17 protein-coding genes are annotated in these 20,755 nt (G+C 68.5%); 8 read left to right on the top strand and 9 right to left on the bottom strand.

The features are described 5' to 3' along the window. The first annotated feature begins 21 nt into the window (after nucleotides 1–21). The 5 genes from iolC (at nucleotide 22) to iolB (ending at nucleotide 7,254) form a co-directional block, all read left to right on the top strand. Nucleotides 22–1,974, top strand: coding sequence for a 5-dehydro-2-deoxygluconokinase (gene iolC / locus ABNQ40_RS15980; RefSeq protein WP_109490561.1), 1,953 nt, complete (start codon nucleotides 22–24; stop codon nucleotides 1,972–1,974). A gap of 59 nt (nucleotides 1,975–2,033) precedes the next feature. Beyond that, a complete protein-coding gene (gene iolD / locus ABNQ40_RS15985) occupies nucleotides 2,034–3,881 on the top strand; it encodes a 3D-(3,5/4)-trihydroxycyclohexane-1,2-dione acylhydrolase (decyclizing) (protein ID WP_109490560.1) in 1,848 nt (615 codons plus the stop codon). Between the two features lie 56 nt (nucleotides 3,882–3,937). Then, nucleotides 3,938–4,828, top strand: a complete 891-nt coding sequence (iolE, locus tag ABNQ40_RS15990) for a myo-inosose-2 dehydratase (RefSeq protein ID WP_109490559.1) — start codon at nucleotides 3,938–3,940, stop codon at nucleotides 4,826–4,828. Between the two features lie 8 nt (nucleotides 4,829–4,836). Further along, entirely contained in the window at nucleotides 4,837–6,342 is a 1,506-nt protein-coding gene (locus ABNQ40_RS15995) for a CoA-acylating methylmalonate-semialdehyde dehydrogenase (RefSeq protein ID WP_109491228.1), read from the top strand. Between the two features lie 102 nt (nucleotides 6,343–6,444). Beyond that, on the top strand, nucleotides 6,445–7,254 hold the full coding sequence (iolB, locus tag ABNQ40_RS16000) for a 5-deoxy-glucuronate isomerase (RefSeq protein WP_109490558.1): 810 nt from the start codon (nucleotides 6,445–6,447) through the stop codon (nucleotides 7,252–7,254). Between the two features lie 132 nt (nucleotides 7,255–7,386). Here the strand turns inward: iolB and ABNQ40_RS16005 are convergent, their stop codons facing one another. From ABNQ40_RS16005 to ABNQ40_RS16030, 6 genes are all read right to left on the bottom strand, one after another. Continuing rightward, nucleotides 7,387–7,632: a hypothetical protein gene (locus tag ABNQ40_RS16005; protein ID WP_109490557.1), complete on the bottom strand. Its 246-nt coding sequence runs from the start codon at nucleotides 7,630–7,632 to the stop codon at nucleotides 7,387–7,389. Between the two features lie 41 nt (nucleotides 7,633–7,673). After that, entirely contained in the window at nucleotides 7,674–10,358 is a 2,685-nt protein-coding gene (gene adhE, locus ABNQ40_RS16010) for a bifunctional acetaldehyde-CoA/alcohol dehydrogenase (protein ID WP_391347194.1), read from the bottom strand. A 320-nt stretch (nucleotides 10,359–10,678) separates the two neighbouring features. Continuing rightward, nucleotides 10,679–11,752: an ACR3 family arsenite efflux transporter gene (gene arsB / locus ABNQ40_RS16015; protein ID WP_247879996.1), complete on the bottom strand. Its 1,074-nt coding sequence runs from the start codon at nucleotides 11,750–11,752 to the stop codon at nucleotides 10,679–10,681. Nucleotides 11,753–11,766: 14 nt separating this feature from the next. Beyond that, complete coding sequence (locus tag ABNQ40_RS16020) at nucleotides 11,767–12,270, bottom strand: arsenate reductase ArsC (protein WP_109051535.1); 504 nt, start codon at nucleotides 12,268–12,270, stop codon at nucleotides 11,767–11,769. A 21-nt stretch (nucleotides 12,271–12,291) separates the two neighbouring features. Further along, nucleotides 12,292–12,666 carry a helix-turn-helix transcriptional regulator gene (locus ABNQ40_RS16025; protein WP_109491148.1) on the bottom strand — a complete coding sequence of 125 codons (375 nt, stop codon included), beginning with the start codon at nucleotides 12,664–12,666 and terminating at the stop codon, nucleotides 12,292–12,294. A gap of 460 nt (nucleotides 12,667–13,126) precedes the next feature. Further along, nucleotides 13,127–14,002, bottom strand: a complete 876-nt coding sequence (locus tag ABNQ40_RS16030) for a LysR family transcriptional regulator (protein WP_109051534.1) — start codon at nucleotides 14,000–14,002, stop codon at nucleotides 13,127–13,129. Nucleotides 14,003–14,132: 130 nt separating this feature from the next. Here ABNQ40_RS16030 and ABNQ40_RS16035 point away from each other — a divergent pair, with 130 nt between their 5' ends. Beyond that, entirely contained in the window at nucleotides 14,133–15,110 is a 978-nt protein-coding gene (locus ABNQ40_RS16035; RefSeq protein ID WP_109051533.1) for a quinone oxidoreductase, read from the top strand. On the opposite strand, the gene ABNQ40_RS16040 is transcribed toward ABNQ40_RS16035, so the two are convergent. Both ABNQ40_RS16040 and ABNQ40_RS16045 read right to left on the bottom strand, forming a co-directional pair. Continuing rightward, nucleotides 15,097–15,591: a GNAT family N-acetyltransferase gene (locus tag ABNQ40_RS16040; RefSeq protein ID WP_109051532.1), complete on the bottom strand. Its 495-nt coding sequence runs from the start codon at nucleotides 15,589–15,591 to the stop codon at nucleotides 15,097–15,099. The genes ABNQ40_RS16035 and ABNQ40_RS16040 overlap by 14 nt on opposite strands. A 70-nt stretch (nucleotides 15,592–15,661) precedes the next feature. After that, nucleotides 15,662–16,843, bottom strand: a complete 1,182-nt coding sequence (locus ABNQ40_RS16045; protein WP_391347200.1) for a PQQ-dependent sugar dehydrogenase — start codon at nucleotides 16,841–16,843, stop codon at nucleotides 15,662–15,664. A gap of 209 nt (nucleotides 16,844–17,052) precedes the next feature. Between ABNQ40_RS16045 and ABNQ40_RS16050 the strand changes: the two genes are divergently transcribed. After that, on the top strand, nucleotides 17,053–18,099 hold the full coding sequence (locus ABNQ40_RS16050) for a sensor histidine kinase (protein ID WP_391347202.1): 1,047 nt from the start codon (nucleotides 17,053–17,055) through the stop codon (nucleotides 18,097–18,099). 383 nt (nucleotides 18,100–18,482) lie between these two features. Then, nucleotides 18,483–19,559: an NAD(P)-dependent alcohol dehydrogenase gene (locus tag ABNQ40_RS16055; RefSeq protein ID WP_391347205.1), complete on the top strand. Its 1,077-nt coding sequence runs from the start codon at nucleotides 18,483–18,485 to the stop codon at nucleotides 19,557–19,559. A 38-nt stretch (nucleotides 19,560–19,597) separates the two neighbouring features. Here ABNQ40_RS16055 and ABNQ40_RS16060 read toward each other — a convergent pair whose 3' ends face one another. Next, nucleotides 19,598–20,719, bottom strand: a complete 1,122-nt coding sequence (locus tag ABNQ40_RS16060) for a hypothetical protein (RefSeq protein WP_391347207.1) — start codon at nucleotides 20,717–20,719, stop codon at nucleotides 19,598–19,600. Nucleotides 20,720–20,755: the final 36 nt, after the last annotated feature.

The following is a 20,755-nucleotide window of genomic DNA, read 5'->3' on the forward strand; positions in this document are numbered from 1 at the left end:
GGATTACAGCGGAGCTGACCCATGCCAACTCAACGCGGTCAAACTGAGCGCGAACTCGACGTCATTTCCATCGGCCGCTCCTCCGTCGACCTCTATGGCGAACAGGTCGGCGGCCGGCTGGAGGACATGCAGAGCTTCGCCAAATATGTCGGCGGCTGCCCCACCAACATCGCGGTTGGGACATCGCGCCTCGGCCTGCGCTCCGCCCTGCTGACCCGCGTCGGCGACGAGCATATGGGGCGTTTCATCCGGGAACAGCTGATCCGCGAAGGCGTCGACACCAGCTGCGTCATCACCGACCCGGAACGCCTGACGGCACTCGTCATCCTGGGCATCCGCGACAAGAAGACCTTCCCGCTGATCTTCTACCGCGAGAACTGCGCCGACATGGCGATCTGCGAGGAGGATGTCCGGGAAGACTTCATCGCCTCGGCCAGGGCCGTGGTGGTCAGCGGCACCCATTTCTCTACCCCCACCACTGAAGCCGCCATGCGCAAGGCGATGCGGCTGGCGCACCAGAACGGCACCAAAGTGGTGTTCGACATCGATTACCGCCCGGTGCTGTGGAAGCTGACCGGTCACGGGCTGGGGGAGGAGCGCTTCGTCGCCGACGGCGGCGTCACCGCCCTGTTGCAGACTATCCTTCCCGGCTGCGACCTGATCGTCGGCACGGAGGAGGAGTTCCACATCGCCGGTGGCAGCACCGACACGCTGGAGGGGCTGCGCCGGGTCCGCGAGTTGACCGGCGCGACGCTGGTGTGCAAGCGCGGCCCGATGGGCTGCGTCGTCTTCCCCGGTGCCATTCCCGACAGCCTGGAACAGGGCATCCGCGGCCCGGGCTTCCCGGTCGAGGTCTACAATGTGCTGGGGGCGGGCGACGCCTTCATGTCGGGCTTCCTGCGCGGCTGGCTGCGCGACCATCCGCTGGAGGAGTGCTGCGCCTTCGCCAACGCCTGCGGCGCCTTCGCGGTGTCGCGCCACGGCTGCGCACCCGCCATCCCGACCTGGACGGAGCTGTCCTATTTCCTCAAAAACGGCAGCCCGACGCCGCGGCTGCGCGAGGATGCCCGCCTTTCGCACATCCACTGGGCGACCACCCGCCGCCGCGACTGGCCGGAGGTGATGGCCTTCGCCATTGACCACCGCGCCCAGCTGGAGGCGATGGCGGCGCGGCTGGGCGCCGATCCGGCGCGAATTTCCGGCTTCAAGCTGCTGGCCCTGCAGGCGGCGCAGCAGGCGGCACGGCAGGCCTGCGACGGCCGCGACGGCTTCGGCATGCTGCTGGACGGCATCCATGGCCAGGACGCGCTGGACGCGCTGACCGGCACCGGCGCCTGGATCGGCCGCCCGGTGGAACTGCCCGGGTCGCGCCCACTGCGTTTCGAGGGCGGCCCCGACATCGCAGTGACCATCCGCGAATGGCCGGCCGAGCATGTGGTGAAGTGCCTCGCCTTCTACCACCCGGACGACGAGGAGGCGTTGCGCACCGAGCAGGAGCACCGGATCCAGACCCTGTTCGCCGCCTGCCGCGCCACCGGCCACGAGCTTCTGCTGGAGATCATTCCGCCGCGCGGCATGCCAACCGCCGACGACACCATCTCCCGCGCGCTGGAGCGCTTCTACGGGCTTGGCGTCCTTCCCGACTGGTGGAAGCTGCCCTCGCCGGCCAGCCAGGGGGCCTGGGACCGCATCGCCGGCGTCATCGACCGGCATGACCCGCTGTGCCGCGGCGTGCTGATCCTCGGCCTCGACGCGCCGGAGGAGGAGCTGAAGGCCGGGCTGGCGCTGGCCGCCCGCCAGCCGGTCTGCAAGGGCTTCGCCGTCGGCCGCACCCTGTTCGGCAGCGCTGCGGAGGCATGGCTGGCCGGCAGCATCGACGATGCGGCGGCGGTCGCGGCGATGGAGGCCGCCTATGGCCGCCTGATCGCCTTCTGGCGGGAACAGCGAACCCGCCACGGCCGCAGCGCCGCCTGATCCTCGAACCATCGCCAAAAACAACAGGGGCCGGACCGCCCCGGTAGGGAGAAGCCATCATGGACAGCGTGCGCCTCACCGTCGCCCAGGCCGTCGTCCGCTACCTCAGCGCCCAGTATGTCGAGATCGACGGCCAGGAGCTGCCGCTGTTCGCCGGTGTCTGGGCGATCTTCGGCCACGGCAATGTGGCGGGCATGGGCGAGGCGCTGCATGCCGCCCGCGACCAGCTGCCGACCTACCGTGCCCACAACGAGCAGGGGATGGCGCACGCCGCCATCGCCTATGCCAAGGCGCAAGGACGGCGCCGCATGATGGCCTGCACCACCTCCATCGGGCCGGGTGCAGTCAACATGGTGACGGCGGCGGCGCTGGCGCACGTCAACCGCCTGCCGGTGCTGCTGCTGCCGGGCGACGTCTTCGCCACCCGCGCCCCCGACCCGGTGTTGCAGCAGGTCGAGCGCTTCGAGGACGCCACCGTCAGCGCCAACGACTGCTTCCGCCCGGTGTCGCGCTTCTGGGACCGCATCACCCGCCCCGAACAGCTGATGCCCAGCCTGCGCCGCGCCATCCAGGTGCTGACCGACCCGGTGGAGTGCGGGCCGGTGACGCTCTGCCTGCCGCAGGACGTGCAGGCCGAAGCCCATGACTTCCCGGTTTCCGTCTTCGAGCGCACCGTCCGCCGCACCCGCCGGCCGGAGCCCGACCGCGACGAGCTGGCCGCGGTGACGGAGGCCCTGCGCGGCGCGAAGAAGCCGCTGATCGTCGCCGGGGGCGGCGTGTTCTACAGCGGCGCCTGCGACGCGCTGGCCGGCTTCGCCGAGCGCCGCGGCATCCCGGTTGCGGAAACCCAGGCCGGCAAGGGCGCCCTGGTCTGGGACCATCCCTGCAACGTCGGCGCCATCGGCGTCACCGGCTCCAGCGCCGCCAACGAACTGGCGGCGGAGGCCGATCTGGTGCTGGCCGTCGGCACCCGGCTCGCCGACTTCACCACCGCCTCCTGGACGGTCTTCGCCAACCGCGGCGCCCGTCTCGCCGGGCTGAACGTCGCCGCCTTCGATGCGGTGAAGGGCGACGCCCTGCCGCTGGTCGCCGACGCGGCGCGCGGACTGGCCGCCCTCGACGCCGGGCTCGGCGACTGGTCGGCGCCGATGTCCTGGCAGGCTTTGGCGCAGGAGCGCACCGCGGTGTGGACCCGCGTCGTCGACCGGGCGACCGCCGATGCCGGGCTCGACCTGCCGACCGACGCCCAGGTGCTGGGGGCGGTCAACCGCGCCGCCGGCAGCGACGGCACCGTAGTCTGCGCCGCCGGCGGCCTGCCGGGCGAACTGCACAAGCTGTGGCGCAGCGGCCGGCCCGGCGGCTACCATCTGGAATACGGCTTTTCCTGCATGGGCTACGAGATCGCCGGGGGGCTCGGCGTCAAGATGGCCTGCCCGGACCGCGAGACCTTCGTCATGGTCGGCGACGGCAGCTACATGATGCTGAATTCCGAACTGGCCGTGTCGGTGGCGATGAAGCGCAAGCTGATCGTCGTCCTGCTCGACAACCGCGGCTACGGCTGCATCAACCGGCTGCAGAACGCCTGCGGCGGCGCCCCCTTCAACAATTTGCTGCGCGACACCCATTACGAGACGGAGACGCTGCCCGACATCGACTTCGCCGGCCATCTGCGCGCGCTGGGCGCGGTGACTGAGAAAGTAACGGGCGTCGCCCAATTGGAACAGGCGCTGGAGCGCGCCAAGGCCTCCCCCGTCACCTATGCAATCGTCATCGACACCGACCCGCTGTCCTCCACCCGGGACGGCGGGGCGTGGTGGGACGTGCCGGTGCCGGAACTCTCGACCCGTCCCGAGGTCGCGGCGGCCCGTGAAAGCTACCTCGCCAACAAGGCCCGCCAGCGCCGCTGACCGCGCCCCTCTTCCCCAATTCCCACCATCTTCTTCCGTCTTGGGAGCATCCGATCATGACCGTTCGTCTCGGCGTCAACCCGATCGCCTGGAGCAACGACGATATGCTTGAACTGGGCGGGGCGACACCGCTGGAGCAGTGCCTTGCCGAAGGGCGCGAGGCCGGTTTCCAGGGCTTCGAGCTTGGCAACAAATTCCCGCGCGATGCCGCCGTGCTGCGCCCGATCCTCGACGGCTACGGCCTGTCGCTGGTGTCCGGCTGGTACAGCGCCGGCCTGCTGGAGCGCAGCGTCGCCGAGGAGATCGAGGCGGTGCAGCCGCACCTGCAACTGCTGAAGGCGATGGGCTGCCCGGTGATGGTGGTGGCCGAGACCACCGGCTGCGTCCATGGGTCCCGCGGCACGCCGCTGTCGCAGCGTCCGACGCTGGAGTCCGGCCGGTGGACGGAGTTCGGCCGCCGCATGGCGGAGTTCGGCGACTACCTGCGCGACCAGGGCACGCCGCTCGCCTACCACTACCACATGGGCACGGTGGTGGAGACGCCCGACGAGATCGACCGCTTTGCCGAGGTCACCGGCGACAGCGTCGGCATCCTGCTCGACACCGGCCACCTGACCTTCGCCGGCGGCAACCCGCTGGACCTGATTGCCAAATGGGGCCGCCGCATCAACCACGTCCATTGCAAGGACGTGCGCGCCGACGTGTTGAAGCGGGCCAGGGCGACCGACAGCAGCTTCCTCGACGCCGTCATCGACGGGGTCTTCACCGTGCCGGGCGACGGCTGTGTCGATTTCCCCGCCGTGCTGAAGGCACTGAAGGACGCGGACTATCGCGGCCAGTGGCTGGTGATCGAGGCGGAGCAGGACCCCGCCAAGGCCCATCCCCTGACCTACGTCACCAAGGGCCGCCAGCATCTGGGCGCGCTCGTCGCAGAATACGGCCTGTGAGCATCCAAATGACCAACATCGTTCCGCATTTCATCGATGGCGTGCCGGTTGGCGGCACCAGCGGCCGCCTCGGCGACGTCTACAACCCGGCGACCGGCCGCAACAGCGCCAAGGTGCCGCTGGCGACCGCGGCGGAAATCGACCGCGCCGTCGCCGCCGCCCGTGCCGCCTTCCCGTCCTGGTCGGCCGCCACCCCGCTGCGCCGCGCCCGGGTAATGTTCGCCTTCAAGCAGCTGCTGGAGCAGAACGCCGACCGGCTCGCCAGCCTGATCACCGCCGAACATGGCAAGGTCCATTCCGACGCGCTGGGCGAGGTGGCGCGCGGGCTGGAGGTGGTGGAGTTCGCCTGCGGCGGACCGCATCTGCTGAAGGGCGAGGTGGCGGAGAATGTCGGCACCCGCATCGACAGCCATTCGCTGCGCCAGCCGCTGGGCGTCGTCGCCGGCATCACGCCGTTCAACTTCCCGGCCATGGTGCCGATGTGGATGTTCCCGGTGGCCCTGGCCTGCGGCAACTGCTTCATCCTGAAGCCGTCGGAACGGGTGCCGAGCGCGGCCCTGTTCCTGGCGGAGCTGTTGACGCAGGCCGGCCTGCCCGACGGCGTCTTCAACGTCGTCCATGGCGACAAGGTGGCGGTCGATGCGCTGCTGAGCCATCCCGACGTGAAGGCGGTCAGCTTCGTCGGCTCGACCCCCATCGCCCAGTACATCTATGCCACCGGTGCCGCGAACGGCAAGCGGGTGCAGGCGCTGGGCGGCGCCAAGAACCACATGGTCGTCATGCCCGACGCCGACCTCGATCAGGCGGTGGACGCGCTGATGGGGGCGGCCTACGGCTCGGCCGGCGAGCGCTGCATGGCGATCTCGGTCGCCGTGCCGGTGACGGAGGCGGTGGCCGACGCGCTGGTCGAACGGCTGGCCGAGCGGGTGCGCGCCCTGAAAATCGGTCCCGGCACCGACCCGTCGGCGGAGATGGGGCCGCTGGTCACCCGCCAGCACCGCGACAAGGTGCGCGGCTACATCGACCTCGGCATCGAGGAGGGGGCGAAACTGGTGGTGGATGGCCGTCATGTGGAGATCGCCGATCCGGAGTGCGGCGACGGCTATTTCCTCGGCGGCACGCTGTTCGACCACGTCATGCCGGAGATGCGGATCTACAGGGAGGAGATCTTCGGCCCGGTGCTGGCGGTGGTCCGCGTTCCCGACTACCGCACGGCGGTCGACCTGATCAACGCGCACGAGTTCGGCAACGGCACCGCCATCTTCACCCGCGACGGCGACACCGCGCGCGCCTTCGGGGCGGAGATCGAGGTCGGCATGGTCGGCGTCAATGTGCCGATCCCGGTGCCGATGGCCTTCCACAGCTTCGGTGGCTGGAAGCGCTCGCTGTTCGGCGACCATCATATGCATGGGCCGGAGGGCGTGCGCTTCTACACCCGGCTGAAGACCATCACCAGCCGCTGGCCGACCGGCATCAGGTCCGGCGCCGACTTCGTGATGCCGACGATGACGTGAGCGGGAACGTATGATCCTTCAGTGTCCACGCCTGAGCCCAACACGGCTTCGCCAGGGGGCGGAGACGCATCGCGAGACCATCCGGCACCACAGAGGGCGACCATGAGCAAGCTGCTGCTGCGCAACCACGCACCGGATCCGGACGGCCGGGTGCACCATGTCACGCCCGAATCGGCGGGCTGGTCGTGCATCGGGTTCGACCTCTACCGCCTAGAGGAGGGGATGACCGTTTCCGGCGAGGATGCGGACCGCGAGACCTGTCTGGTCTTCGTCGCCGGGCGCGGTGCGGCGATGGCCGGCGACCGGGAATGGGCGGAGCTTGGCGACCGCATGTCGCCCTTCGAGGACAAGCGGCCCTACGCGATCTATCTGCCGCAGGGCACGCCGTGGCGGGTGCGGGCCACCACCGCGCTGGAACTGGCGGTCTGTACCGCGCCCGGCCTGAATGGCGGGCTGCCGGTGCGGCTGATCGGTCCGGAGGATGTCGGCGCCTCGGTCCGCGGGCGCGGCAGCAACACCCGCCATGTCTTCGACATCCTGCCCGACTCGCAGCCGGCCGACAGTCTTCTGGTGGTGGAGGTCGTCACCCCGGCCGGCAACTGGTCCAGCTACCCGCCGCACAAGCACGACAGCGACGACGGCACGGCGGAAACCCAGCTGGAGGAGACCTATTACCACCGCATCGACCCGCCGCAGGGCTTCGCCTTCCAGCGCGTCTACACCGACGACCGCTCGCTGGACGAGGCGATGGCGGTGGAGAATGGCGACCTCGTCATGGTCCCGCGCGGCTACCACCCGGTCGGCGCCGCCCACGGCTACACCGGCTATTACCTGAACGTGATGGCCGGCCCGCGCCGCGCCTGGCATTTCAACACCGCCCCGGAACACCGCTGGCTGCTGGCCCCGGTCTGACCGGCGGAGCGCGGTCAAGGTCCCGGCAAAGGAAAGGCCCCCGTCCGGCAATTCGGACGGGGGCCTTTCCATGGGAGACAACTTGCCACCGGACCTTGCGGACCTTGCCATCCGGCGGCGGCGTGTTTCGCCTCAGAGGTCGCCGAGCGACCGGTCGATCTCCCACACCAGCCGGTCGGCCAGCTTGATCGAGCGGGCGAGGTCGGCGGGGCACATCCCCAGGCCGGGATCCTCGACCACCGGGAAGCTCTCCGCCTTGTCGATTCCCAGGCCCTTGGCGGTGACCAGCACCTCGTAGCTGCGGTTGTCCTCGTTGAACATGCATTCGGTCTCGAAGCCGCGGGCATCGCTTTCGGCCCACATGATCGCTTTGCTCATGGTCTCGTATCCTGATGTAAAGGGTTCATTATCTGGCGAGTTTACTTGGCGAGCGCCGCGTCCTTGCGGGCGGCGGACTTGCCGGCGGGCTTGACCTCGACCGGTGCGGCGTCCTGGGCCGATGGCTCGACATAGGCGCGCCCATAGTAGCTGTCGATCAGCAGCTGCCGGATCTCGGCGACCAGCGGATAGCGCGGGTTGGCGCCGGTGCACTGGTCGTCGAAGGCGGCTTCGGCAATCGCATCGACCCGCGCCAGGAAGGCCGCCTCCGGCACCCCCGCCGCCTGGATCGAGGCCGGGATCTCCAGCGCCCGCTTCAACTCCTCCACCCAGCCGATCAGCTTCTCGACCCGCTCATGGTCGCGGCTGCCGCCCAGCTCCAGATGACGGGCAATCTGCGCATAGCGCGCCACGCCCTTCGGACGGTCATACTGGCTGAACGCCGTCTGCTTGGTCGGGATGTCCGCCGCGTTGTAGCGGATCACGTTGGCGATCAGCAGCGCGTTGGCGATGCCGTGCGGGATGTGGAACTCCGCACCCAGCTTGTGCGCCATCGAATGGCACACCCCCAGGAAGGCGTTGGCAAACGCGATGCCGGCCAGCGTCGCCGCATTGTGCACCAGCTCCCGCGCCTTCGGATCCTGCGCCCCGTTGCGGTAGGCCGAGGGCAGATGCTCCTTCAAGAGCTTCAGCGCCTGCAACGCCTGCCCATCGGAATACTCGTTCGCCACCACCGAGACATAGGCCTCCAGCGCATGGGTCACCGCGTCGATGCCGCCCGCCGCCGTCAGGCTTTTGGGCATGTCCATCACGAGGTTGGCGTCGACGATCGCCATGCTCGGCGTCAGCTCATAGTCGGCGATCGGATATTTGGTCCCGGTGCGCTCGTCGGTCACCACGGCAAACGGCGTCACTTCCGAGCCGGTGCCGGACGTGGTCGGCACCGCCACCAGCTGCGCCTTCACGCCGAGCTTGGGAAAGGTGTAGATGCGCTTGCGGATGTCCATGAAGCGCAGCGCCAGATCCTCGAACGCCACCTCGGGCGCCTCGTACATCACCCAGATGATCTTGGCCGCGTCCATCGGCGAGCCGCCGCCCAGCGCCAGGATCACGTCGGGCTGGAAGGCATTCGCCAGCGCCACGCCCTTGCGCACCACCGCCAGCGTCGGGTCGGCCGAAACCTCGAAGAAGGTCTCGACCTCCAGCCCCAGCGATTTCAGCACGCGGACGCTGTCGTTGACATGGCCGTTCTCGAACAGGAAGCGGTCGGTGACGATCAGGCAGCGCTTCCTGCCGCGCAGCTCCTCCAGCGCGAAGGGCAGGCAGCCGCGGCGGAAATAGATCGACTTGGGCAGCTTGTGCCACAGCATGTTCTCGGCCCGCTTGGCCACCGTCTTCTTGTTGATCAGGTGCTGCGGCCCGACATTCTCCGAGATCGAGTTGCCGCCCCACGAGCCGCAGCCCAGCGTCAGCGAGGGTGCGAGGCGGAAGTTGTAAAGGTCGCCGATGCCGCCATGGGACGACGGCGTGTTGATCAGGATGCGGGCGGTCTTCATCTTGTCGCCGAAATGGCGGATGCGGTCGGCCTGCCGGTCCTGGTCGGTGTAGAGCGCCGAGGTGTGGCCGATGCCGCCAAGCGCCACCAGGGCTGCGGCCTTGTCGCAGGCCTCGGCGAAGTCCTTGGCGCGGTAGAGCGCCAGGGTCGGCGACAGCTTCTCATGGGCGAAGGGTTCGCTGTCGTCCACGTCGGTGACTTCGGCGATCAGCACCTTGGTGGCGAGCGGCACATTCAGCCCGGCCATGGCGGCGATGGCGTGGGCGGGCTGGCCGACGATGTCGGCATTGAGATGGCCGTCGGTCAGCAGGACCTTGCGCACGGCGTCGGCCTCGCGCGGCGACAGGATGTAGCCGCCATGATGGGCGAAGCGGTCGCGCACGGCGTCATAGACGGCCTCGACCACCACCGCCGACTGTTCGGACGCGCAGACCACGCCATTGTCGAAGGTCTTGGACATCAGGATGGAGGCCACCGCGCGCTTGATGTCGGCGAACTCGTCGATGACGGCCGGCGTGTTGCCGGCGCCGACGCCGATGGCGGGCTTGCCCGACGAATAGGCGGCCTTGACCATGCCCGGCCCGCCGGTGGCGAGGATCAGGGCGATGTCGGGGTGGTGCATGACGGCGTTGGAGAGTTCGAGCGAGGGCTCGTCGATCCAGCCGATGATGTCGTCGGGCGCGCCGGCCTCCACCGCGGCGGCGAGCACGAGGCGGGCGGCCTCGCAGGTCGATTTGCGGGCGCGGGGATGGGGGGAGAGGACCAGCCCGTTGCGGGTCTTCAGCGCGATCAGCGCCTTGAAGATGGCGGTGGAGGTCGGGTTTGTGGTGGGGACGATGCCGCAGATCAGGCCGACCGGCTCGGCGATGGTGAGGATGCCGGCGTCGTTGTCCTCGGACAGGACGCCGCAGGTCTTGTCGTCCTTGTACTTGTTGTAGATGTATTCGGCGGCGAAGTGGTTCTTGATGACCTTGTCTTCCATGACGCCCATGCCGGTCTCCGCCACCGCCATCTTGGCGAGCGGGATGCGGGCGTTGGCGGCGGCCAGAGCCGCGCTGCGGAAGATCAGGTCGACCTTCTCCTGCGAATAGTCGGCGAAGCGCGCCTGCGCCGCCTTAACCCGCGCAATCAGGGCGTTCAGGTCGGAAAGGGTTTTAACGGTCGTGACCATGATCGGGCGTCTCCCGTCGGGTGTCGCCAAAGGGCCGGTTTCCCGGCCCGGAACCCCCGAATCTCTCGGTTCCATGCGATATGTAGGAAACCTACATCCTGCCCGGCGACGGCGCAAGAGTGGTCCTACCACTTGCCGTGAGATTTGATCTGGATCATGTCATTCCAAGCGGATAGGGGAGCGTCCTGGCAGGAGGGACGCCATTTCCCCACATATTCTGGTATAAAACTGCCTTAATAGAAATGTAGTTTCACTACATGATAGCGTTGCGCCGGAGCCGTCTCAATCATGCGCAGAAAAAGCCCATGAAATGGCGGAGGTCACGCCCCCGCCTGTTCTTCGTACCAGGGCTTGGTTGCCTTGACGATGCGCACCACCGACAGCATCACCGGGACCTCGACCAGCACCCCGACCACGGTGGCGAGCGCCGCTCCGGAGCCGAGCCCGAACAGGCTGATGGCCGCCGCCACTGCCAGTTCGAAGAAGTTGGAGGCGCCGATCAGCGCGGCCGGCGCCGCCACGCACCACGCCACCCCGAATCGGCGCGACAGCCAATAGGCGAGGCCGGCATTGAAATAGACCTGGATCAGGATCGGCACCGCCAGCAGCAGGATCACCAGCGGCTGCGCCAGGATCTGCTCGCCCTGGAAGCCGAACAGCAACACCAGCGTGGTCAGCAGCGCCAGTAGCGACATCGGCTGGATGCGGCCGAGCACGCGCGCCAGCGCCGGCTCGCTGCCGGTCGCCAGCAGGCTGCGCCGCCAGAGCTGGGCGGCCACCACCGGGATGACGATGTAGAGCAGCACCGACACCAGCAGCGTCCCCCACGGAACGGTGATCGACGCCACCCCCAGCAGCAGACCGACCAGCGGCGCAAAGGCGAACACCATGATCAGGTCGTTCAGCGCCACCTGACTCAGTGTGTAGTGCGGTTCGCCGTCGCACAGGTTGGACCAGACGAACACCATGGCGGTGCAGGGGGCGGCGGCCAGCAGGATCAGCCCGGCGATGTAGGAGGAGATCTGCTCCTGCGGCAGCAGCGGGGCGAACAGATGGCCGATGAAAAGCGTGCCGAGCAACGTCATCGAGAAGGGCTTGACCGCCCAGTTGATGAACAGCGTCACGCCGATGCCGCGCCAATGTTCCTTGACCTGCCCCAGCGCGCCGAGGTCGATCTTCAACAGCATCGGCACGATCATCAGCCAGATCAGCAGGGCGACCGGCAGATTGACCTGGGCGATCTCGGCCGCGGCAATCGCCTTGAACAGGCCGGGCACCAGATGGCCGAGCGCGATGCCGGCGACGATGCACAGCGCCACCCAAAGGCTGAGATAGCGCTCGAAGGTCCCCATGGCGGGACGCGCTGCCGGGGCGGATTGGATGTCAGCGGTCATGGACTTGCCCCCCGTCAGGATTTCGCCTGAGCCAAGTCGTCCATCCGGCGCTTCAGCGCCATGCGGTCCAGCGACGCGATGGGCAGGCTGGCGAAGGACCGGATACGGCGTTCGATCTGCCCGAACACCGTGGCGGTGAAGGCGGCCTTCTCGGCGTCGGTTCCTTCGGCGCCGGACGGGTCGGGAAAGCCCCAATGGGCGCTGATCGGCTGCCCCGGCCACACCGGGCAGACCTCCCCCGCGGCGTTGTCGCAGACGGTGACGATGAAATCCATGTGGGGGGCGCCGGGCAGGGCGAACTCGTCCCAGCTCTTCGACCGAAGGTCAGCCGTCGGAAAGACCAGCCGCTCCAGCAGGTCGCGGACGGTGGGGTTGATGCGCCCGGACGGCTGGCTGCCGGCGCTGAAGCCGCGGAAGCGGCCCTTGCCCTCCCGGTTCAGCAGGCATTCCGCCATGACGCTGCGGGCGCTGTTGTGCGTGCAGAGGAACAGTACGTTGTAGACGCGGTTCTCGGCCATTCTTCGCTCCGTTTTCGGATGTCAGCAGCCGCAGCGAGGGCTTGCGGTCTTTTCGGTATTGGCCGCTTCCGGCGTCGGCGCGCAGACCGGGATGCAGGTGCCGGCATTGGCCGACCGGCCGCAGCAGTTCTCCGACAGGAAGCCGACGATCCCGGTCATCCGCTCGAAATCGGCCGAATAGATCAGCGACCGGCTCTCCCGCCGCTGCAGGATCAGCCCGGCATTGGTCAGCGCCGACAGGTGGAAGGACAGGGTGGCCGGCGCGACCGCCAGCGCCTCCGCAATCGATCCGGCGGCGCGGCCTTCCGGTCCGGCCTCCACCAGCAGGCGGAAGATGTCCAACCGCGTTTCCTGTGCCAGCGCCGCCAGCCCGGCCAGGACATCCTTCTTTTCCATGCCGACACCCATAGATTCGATGATTCGACAATTATCGAAATGACAGCTGGAGCGCAGGGTGTCAACGATATTTCCATGAGTGTCGAAATGACCTGCTGTTGCCCACCGCCCGATGCAGGGCGCCGGAAAAACCAAAGGCCTCCGCAGCGATGCCGGCGGAGGCCTTGGTGGAACGAACTCGTTCAATCGGAAGGTCAGAAGCCGATGATGCCCGTCATCCAGAGCAGGATCACGATAATTCCGGGAACGCCCAGAAGCCAGAGCAGGATAGGCATGCGTTTCCTCCATATTCAGATGGTCAGGCTGCAAGAGCACTGCTCTTCGATGCTGCTGAATTAACGGAGTGACTTGCCGATCTGTTCCCTCGTTTCTCCCGCCGAGGCCACGGTTCGCGTAAAAATTTTTCGGTACCGCCGATGGCATCGACCGTGATTGCATCGCAGCAACGACGATAAAGTCATCAATCCTCCAGCAGCGACCGCTCGGCGGCGATGATCGACACCAGGGCGTCCATCACCGCGCGCACCCGTGCCGACCGCCGGAGATCGTTGTGCACCAGCAGCCACAGCTCGCGCGGCTGCGGCGGCGGAAGGCCCGCGGCCGGTACCGCCTGGACCAGGACTGCATCCATCCGACCCAGGAAATGCGGAATCGCGGCGATGCCGATGCCGGCCGCAGCGGCGGCGCGCAGACTCATCAGATCGTTGGCGCGAAAGACGAAGGGGCGGCGGCCGGCCACCTGCCGTAGCCAGCGCTGCTGCGGCACATGGTCCATGCTGTCGTCATAGCCGATGAATTCCCAATCGGCCTCGTCGCGGCCGGCGAGATAATCCCGCGTCGCATAGAGCCCGTAGCCCATGGCGCCAATCCGGCGGGCGACCAGCCCATCGTCCTCCGGCCGTTGCAGGCGCAGCGCGAGGTCGGCCTCCCGCCGGGTCAGGCTGACCGCACGGACGTCGCCGACCAGCTCCACCACCAGCTTGGGCAGCGTCCGCCGCAGGCCGGCCAGCCGCGGGGCGAGGAAACTGCTGGAGAAGGCCGGCGGTGCCGACAGGCGCACCACACCGGCCGGCTCGCCCGGCTGGCCGCGGGCATGGCGCTCCACCGCCAGCACCCCGTCCTCCACCCGGCGGGCCAGGACCGCGAACTCCTCCGCTTCCGCGGTCGGGGCATAGCCGCGCGGCAGCCGGTCGAACAGGCGCACGCCGAGGTCGGCTTCCAGCGCCGCCACCCGGCGGGCGACGGTGGAATGGTCCACCCCCAGCCTCCGTGCCGTCGCCGACAGGCTGCCGCTGTCCGCCAGCGCGAGGAAGACGCGCAGGTCATCCCAATTCATCGGCTCGTTCCATCGGTCACCGCATCTCTGCGCAAAAACACCCAGGAGTTGGGCGACTTTGCCGAATTTCGGCGCGCTGCGCCACAGATTAGCCTCCGCTCCATCGCAACGATCAACGGAGACAGCCGATATGATCCGCTCAATCCAGATGGCCGGGCCGGGCGGCGCCGAGGTGATGCAGCCCACCCTCATCGACCTGCCGGCCCCGCGCGAGGGCGAGATCCGCCTGCGCCATGCCGCCGCCGGGGTCAATTTCGTCGACATCTACCACCGCACCGGCCTCTATCCGCTGCCGGCCTATCCCGCGACGCTCGGGGTCGAGGGGGCCGGCATGGTGGAGGCGGTCGGACCGGGGGTGGAGGGGCTTGCCGTCGGCGACCGCGTCGCCTGGGCCGGGCTGCCCGCCGGCGGTTATGCCGAGGCGCGCCTGCTGGCCGCCGACCGTGCGGTGCGCCTGCCCGATGGCGTCGAGCCGGTGGCCGCCGCGTCGCTGCTGCTGCGCGGCGTCACCGTTCACATGCTGCTCAACCGGGTCTGCCCGGTCGGGCCGGGGAGCACGATCCTGGTGCATGCCGCCGCCGGCGGTCTTGGCCTTCTGCTGACCCAATGGGCGAAGAGCCTGGGCGCCACCGTCATCGGCACGGTCGGCAGCGCCGCCAAGGCGGAAACCGCCCGCGTCCATGGGCTCGACCATGCGATCCTGTATCGGGACGAGGATTTCGTCGCCGCCGTCCGCGACCTGACCGGCGGGCGCGGCGCCGATGTCGCGGTGGACGGCATCGGCGGCGACACGCTGCGCCGGACCTTCGACGCGGTGCGGCTGTTCGGCACCGTGGCCAGCGTCGGTCAGGCCGGCGGGCCGGTCGCCCCGGTCGAATTGTCCGAACTGGGACCGCGCCGCTCGCTCTGCCTCGCCCGGCCCAGCGTGTTCGCCTACATGGCCGATCCAGCCACCTACCGCGCCGCCGCCGGGGAGGTGCTGGCCCGTGTCGCCGCCGGCCTCAGCGCCGGTCCGGTGACCTGCCTGCCGCTCGATGCCGCGGCGGAGGCCCATCGCGCGCTGGAGGGGCGGGGCACCACCGGCGCCCTGGTCCTCACGCCCGGTTGAGGCGCGCCGCCGGGACCAGCCATTTCTCCATGGCGTAATTGTGGATCGGCACATCGCCGATTTTGAGGTCCCGGCGTTCCAGCAGGGTGAAGCCGCGGCGCAGCAGGAAGGGGCGGGCGGCCTCGCTCGCCTCCACATGCAGGCGGGGGTGGCCGAGCGCCAGGGCACGCGCCTCCAGCACGTCGACCAGCGCCGACATCACGCCGCGGCCGGCCGCCTCCGGCGCGCAATAGAGGAAGTTGATGTGGCCGTCGGTCTCGACGTCGCTGAAGGCCACCGGCCGGTCGTCCCCGTCCACCGCGACCAGGGCGACGCGGCCGTCGCCATAGGCTTCCCGCACCCGCTCCACCGTCGGCGCCCGGGCGGCCCAGGCCTCCACCTGCTCGGCGCTGTAGAAGCGCGGGCCGATGCCGCGGACGGAGCGGGCGTAAAGCTGCGCCAGGATGGGCGCGTCCGACGGCCGGTAATCCCTGATCCTCATCTGTCCTATTCCCTGGCCCATTTCCTGGCCCATCTTTCGGCCCGTCCTTCAGGCGGTCATTTCCAGGCGGTCATTTCACTGGCGCCAGCCGCAAGACCGCGCCGTCCGCGGCATCGGTGATGACATAGAGGGCGTCGTCGGGACCCTGTGCCACATCGCGGATGCGCGCGTCGAGCGGAATGCGCTCGACCTCCCTCGCCCCTGTGCCATCGATGGCGACGCGCACCAGCCCCTTGGCGCTGAGGCCGCCGATCAGGGCACTGCCCTGCCAGTCGCGGAACAGTCCGCCGGTGTAGAAGGCCATGCCCGACGGCGAGATCACCGGCGTCCAGTGGATCACCGCGTCGGTGAACTCCTTGCGGGTCGGCGGGTCGGGGATGTCGCGGCCGTCGTAATGTTTGCCCCAGCTGACCAGCGGCCAGCCGTAATTCCTGCCGGCTTCCGGCCGGTTCAGCTCGTCGCCGCCCATCGGACCCATCTCGGCGATCCACAGCGCTCCGCTGCGCGGGTCGATGGCCGCCGCCTCGATGTTGCGGTGGCCGTAGGACCAGACGGCGCCCGCCGTCGTCCCCTCACCGGCGAACGGATTGTCCTTCGGAGCCGAGCCGTCGCGGTTCAGCCGGACCACCTTGCCCAGCGTGTTGTCGCGGGTCTGCGCCGGATCGAACTTGTAGCGCTCGCCCAGCGTCAGGAAGATGTGGCCGTCGGGCGCGAAGGCGATGCGGGTGCCGAAATGGTTGCCGCCGTCCACCTTGGGCGACTGGCGGAAGATGATCTTGAAATCCTCGATGCCGCGCTCGCCCAGCGTGCCGCGCCCCAGCGCCGTGCCTGCGGTGCCGCCGTCCCCCGGCTCGGCATAGGCGAGGTAGATGACACGGTTGCGGGCGAAGTCGGGATCGACGGCCACGTCCATCAACCCGCCCTGGCCCTGGTTGAAGACCTTGGGCGTGCCGGCCAGCGGGGAGGACAGCGAGCCGTCGCGCGCCATGATGCGCAGCCGCCCCGGCTTTTCCGTCACCAGCGCCCGGCCGTCGGGGAGGAAATCGATGCCCCAGGGCCGCTCCAGCCCGTCGGCGACGCGGCTGACCGCCACCGGTCCGGCGCTGGTGCGGACGGTCTTCACCGTCTGGGCATTGCCCGCCTGCGCCTGTCCTTGCCCCTGTTGTGCCTGCGCCGGCGCGAGCGGAATGGCGAGGGCGGCAATGAGAGCGGCGATTGGAGCGGTGTCCGACAGGGTCAGGGTGCTGCGCATCACGATCCTCCGGTTTTTCGGGATTGGCCTTGCAGATGGGGGTGCGGGTCCGGCGGCCAAGGCCGGCTCCCCCGAAAGACTCCCCCGCCGAGATGGCCGACCACAGCCTGGACGCAATTCGTCACATGATTGTGTGCATACCCGGGTCATCCGATTTCACATGCCGGCTGTTACCGTTCCGTTGCGGCGTTCGGAGCAGGGCACGGGGCATGGAAGAATTTTATCGCCGGCTGTCGTCCAGCCTCCCACGCGCCGCTTGGGCACAGTACGGGATCACGCTGCTGCTGGTCGGGCTGACGGCGCTGGTGCGCCATGCGCTCGATCCGCTGCTGTTCAAATACCCGTTCCTGCTCTTCATCCCGACCATCTTTGTCGTCGCCCTGCTGTTCGACCGCGGGTCGGGCTATCTGGCGGCGGCGCTGTCGGGTCTGTGTGCGGCTTGGCTCTTCATGAAGCCGGAGGGAATGCTGTGGGTCGCCGAGCCGGGCGACCGCTTGGCCTTCCTCATTTATTTGGGTGTGGGTTTCGGCATCGCCGGCGGTGCCCATGCCCTGCGCCGGGCGAACGAGCGGCTGCGCGAATATTCGGACCGGCTTGCCGCCGCCAATGAGGAAAAGGATCTCATGCTGCACGAGATTCATCATCGGATCCGCAACGACCTGCAACAGATCTGCGCCCAGCTGACGCTCGCCGCCCACAAGGCGGGGGCGGGGGCGGGGGCGGAACAGGACATCGTCAGCGGCACCATCGAGCGGATCGGCGTGCTGGCCCGCGTCTATGTCCGGCTGCGCCGGGTGGAGGGCGTCAACATCGTCAGTTCGAAGGATTTCCTGGAAAGCCTGGTGGAGGATATCCAGCTCGGCGTCGTCGGGGTCAGGCCGGTGGCGGTCATCGCCGAGGTGGACGATGCCGATCTCGACATGAGCGTCGCGGTGGCGGTCGGCACCATCGCCAACGAACTGATCACCAACGCGCTGAAATACGCCTTTCCCGATGGCCGTGCCGGCCGCATCGAGCTGAGCTTCTGCAAGGAGGCAAGCGGGTGCGTGCTGCGCGTCTGCGACGACGGCGTGGGCATGCTGTCCGAGCGGCCGCAGGGGACCGGGCTGGGCGGCCGGATCATGCGGCTGCTTGCCCTGCAACTGCGCGGCAGCCTCGATATCGAGCCGAGGCCGGAGCGCGGGGTGAAGGCGACCCTGCGCTTTCCCTGCTGCCAGGCGGCGTCGCCCGCGGGCGACGGTCCCGCCGTCTGCTGAAAAACAGGCCGCGCCGGCACAGGGGAGGGCGATTTCCCGCGACCGGCCAATCTGCGTCAATGCGAAGGTCCTCCCTGCCGCGTAGACTGGCCGGCGTGAAGCACAGCGCCGGCCGCGGGCCGTTTGCGAAGTCACGCCAAACAGCCCCCCGACCGGCGGCCACCATACTGGGAGGACGCCATGGTCATGATGAAAGCGGCGGTGTTCGTCGAACCGGGCCGCAAGGGGAGGGCGATTTCCCGCGACCGGCCAATCTGCGTCAATGCGAAGGTCCTCCCTGCCGCGTAGACTGGCCGGCGTGAAGCACAGCGCCGGCCGCGGGCCGTTTGCGAAGTCACGCCAAACAGCCCCCCGACCGGCGGCCACCATACTGGGAGGACGCCATGGTCATGATGAAAGCGGCGGTGTTCGTCGAACCGGGCCGCATCGTGCTGGACGACAAGCCGATCCCCGACGTCGGGCCGCTCGACGCGCTGATCCGCATCACCACGACGACGATCTGCGGCACCGACATCCACATCCTGAAGGGCGAATATCCGGTCGCCCGTGGTCTGACCATCGGCCATGAGCCGGTCGGCGTCATCGAGAAGCTGGGCTCCGCCGTCACCGGCTACCGGGAGGGGCAGCGGGTGATCGCCGGGGCCATCACCCCCAGCGGCCACAGCAACGCCTGCCTGTGCGGCTGCCATTCCCAGGACGGCGCCGGCACCCGGCATGGCTGGAAGCCGCTCGGCGGCTGGCGCTTCGGCAACAGCATCGACGGCTCCCAGGCCGAATACCTGCTGGTCCCGGACGCGATGGTCAACCTCGCCCCGGTTCCCGACGGGCTGATCGACGAGGAGGTGCTGATGTGCCCCGACATCATGTCCACCGGCTTCGCCGGGGCGGAGCGCGGCAACATCCGCATCGGCGACACGGTCGCGGTCTTCGCGCAAGGCCCCATCGGCCTGTGCGCCACCGCAGGCGCCAGGTTGAAAGGCGCCACCACCATCATCGCCGTCGACACCGTGCCGGTGCGGCTGGAGATGGCGCGGCGGATGGGGGCCGACCATGCGGTGGATTTCCGCCAAGCCGATCCTGTCGAGGAAATCATGCGGCTGACCGACGGCCGCGGCGTCGATGTCGCCATCGAGGCGCTGGGCACCCAGGCGACCTTCGAGGCGGCGCTGCGCGTGTTGCGGCCGGGCGGCACGCTGTCCAGCCTCGGCGTCTATTCCGGCGATTTGCGCCTGCCGCTGGGGCCGTTCGCCGCCGGTCTCGGCGACCTTACCATCGTCACCTCGCTCTGCCCCGGCGGCAAGGAACGGATGCGCCGGCTGATGGGCGTCGTCGCCTCCGGCCGCGTCGACCTCAAGCCGCTGGTCACCCACCGCTTCCCGCTGGAGCGGATCGAGGAGGCCTACGAGTTGTTCGGCCACCAGCGCGACGGCGTGCTGAAGGTGGCGATCACGCCGAACTGAGGTGCATTGCGACGCTGGCGTCTTCCCCTCCCCTCCCCCTATTCACGCTTCTTGACCATCAGGAAGGCCACGGTGCAGAGGAAGGGCAGCCCAGCGTCGCGCATGTCCTTGTCGATGTGGAGTATGGCGGCGTAGAGCGCGATGCCGACCAGCGCGATCGTCGGAAGCAGTGCTTCGGCGATGCCGAGGACGCCGCGCCCCTCCAGCCATGCACCCACTGCCAAGGTCGCATGGACCAGCGCGATCAGGATAAGGAGGGCGATGCCGGCCATCGCGACATATTCCAGGGTGACTGCCGCCGGCAGATAGGCGGCGGGAACCGATCCCGACAGGACCGGCGACAGCGTGTCATGCGCCGTGTTCACCGTGGCGACGGCGATGTAATGCAGTGCCGTCGCCAGCAGCAGATTGCCCGACAGCAAATCCACGATCCGCCAGGGCAGGAAAGCCGGCCAACGGATCCGGTCGAGAACGAGGATCGCCAGGGCGGTCGCGCTGGCGAACAGCAGCGCATAGTCGGGCGACAACGGCCATTTCGACAGCTTGTGCCCGAGGATCAGGCTGTCGAACAGCGCCATCGACAGCCCCGGCAGGGCGATGGCGGCAGTGCGGAGGGAGTCCCGGTGGCGAGCGAACATCCGCCCGGCCGCGACGAAAAGGATCCAGGGAAACACGGGGAACCAGCCTGGGAAGGGCGACACGAACAGGTCGTAGACGTAGGGAAGAGGGAGGACGACCCAGGCGCCGCACAACGCGCAAAGGAAGAGGGCGATGAACGCCCGGTTGGCGGCGCCGATCCTGGCGTGGATGTCGAACAGTAGCCGTGCGGCGAAGAGGAACATGAAAAAGTCGCAGGTGAACGGATTCCCCGCCGTGTAGAGGCCGTGGATTGCCGCCAGGATGAACAGCTTCAGGTGACCTTCGATCCGTTTGCCCAGCGGCTTTCTCAGGAAGTTGTCGAGAGTCATTCCGAAAGCAAAGAAGAACATCACCGGCGCCAACTCGAAGACGAATTGCAGAATGTTGACGAGATGGTAGCTATCCGGAATGTTGCGGCCCCAATGGGCCGCCACCATGAAGACGAGGGCGGTGACGCGGATGACGTCCAGGCTTCTGTCCCGGGCCGGCTGAGGAGCCGGCGGAGGAGGTGGCGTGGGCATTTGATCGCTCCCCAGGATGGGCGGAGCCGTGATCCG

The sequence above is a fragment of the Azospirillum sp. A23 genome, assembly GCF_042938965.1.
GTDB lineage: Bacteria > Pseudomonadota > Alphaproteobacteria > Azospirillales > Azospirillaceae > Azospirillum > Azospirillum melinis.

Excerpts from the sequence above, each read along its gene's own strand:
- iolD (WP_109490560.1), top strand. The coding sequence starts at position 2,034 with ATGGACAGCGTGCGCCTCACCGTCGCCCAGGCCGTCGTCCGCTACCTC.
- ABNQ40_RS16055 (WP_391347205.1), top strand. The coding sequence starts at position 18,483 with ATGGTCATGATGAAAGCGGCGGTGTTCGTCGAACCGGGCCGCATCGTG.
- arsB (WP_247879996.1), bottom strand. The coding sequence starts at position 11,752 with ATGACCGCTGACATCCAATCCGCCCCGGCAGCGCGTCCCGCCATGGGG.
- iolE (WP_109490559.1), top strand. The coding sequence starts at position 3,938 with ATGACCGTTCGTCTCGGCGTCAACCCGATCGCCTGGAGCAACGACGAT.
- ABNQ40_RS16030 (WP_109051534.1), bottom strand. The coding sequence starts at position 14,002 with ATGAATTGGGATGACCTGCGCGTCTTCCTCGCGCTGGCGGACAGCGGC.
- ABNQ40_RS16050 (WP_391347202.1), top strand. The coding sequence starts at position 17,053 with ATGGAAGAATTTTATCGCCGGCTGTCGTCCAGCCTCCCACGCGCCGCT.
- ABNQ40_RS16040 (WP_109051532.1), bottom strand. The coding sequence starts at position 15,591 with ATGAGGATCAGGGATTACCGGCCGTCGGACGCGCCCATCCTGGCGCAG.
- ABNQ40_RS16005 (WP_109490557.1), bottom strand. The coding sequence starts at position 7,632 with ATGAGCAAAGCGATCATGTGGGCCGAAAGCGATGCCCGCGGCTTCGAG.
- adhE (WP_391347194.1), bottom strand. The coding sequence starts at position 10,358 with ATGGTCACGACCGTTAAAACCCTTTCCGACCTGAACGCCCTGATTGCG.
- ABNQ40_RS16060 (WP_391347207.1), bottom strand. The coding sequence starts at position 20,719 with ATGCCCACGCCACCTCCTCCGCCGGCTCCTCAGCCGGCCCGGGACAGA.
- ABNQ40_RS16035 (WP_109051533.1), top strand. The coding sequence starts at position 14,133 with ATGATCCGCTCAATCCAGATGGCCGGGCCGGGCGGCGCCGAGGTGATG.
- ABNQ40_RS16025 (WP_109491148.1), bottom strand. The coding sequence starts at position 12,666 with ATGGAAAAGAAGGATGTCCTGGCCGGGCTGGCGGCGCTGGCACAGGAA.
- ABNQ40_RS16045 (WP_391347200.1), bottom strand. The coding sequence starts at position 16,843 with ATGCGCAGCACCCTGACCCTGTCGGACACCGCTCCAATCGCCGCTCTC.
- iolB (WP_109490558.1), top strand. The coding sequence starts at position 6,445 with ATGAGCAAGCTGCTGCTGCGCAACCACGCACCGGATCCGGACGGCCGG.
- iolC (WP_109490561.1), top strand. The coding sequence starts at position 22 with ATGCCAACTCAACGCGGTCAAACTGAGCGCGAACTCGACGTCATTTCC.
- ABNQ40_RS15995 (WP_109491228.1), top strand. The coding sequence starts at position 4,837 with ATGACCAACATCGTTCCGCATTTCATCGATGGCGTGCCGGTTGGCGGC.
- ABNQ40_RS16020 (WP_109051535.1), bottom strand. The coding sequence starts at position 12,270 with ATGGCCGAGAACCGCGTCTACAACGTACTGTTCCTCTGCACGCACAAC.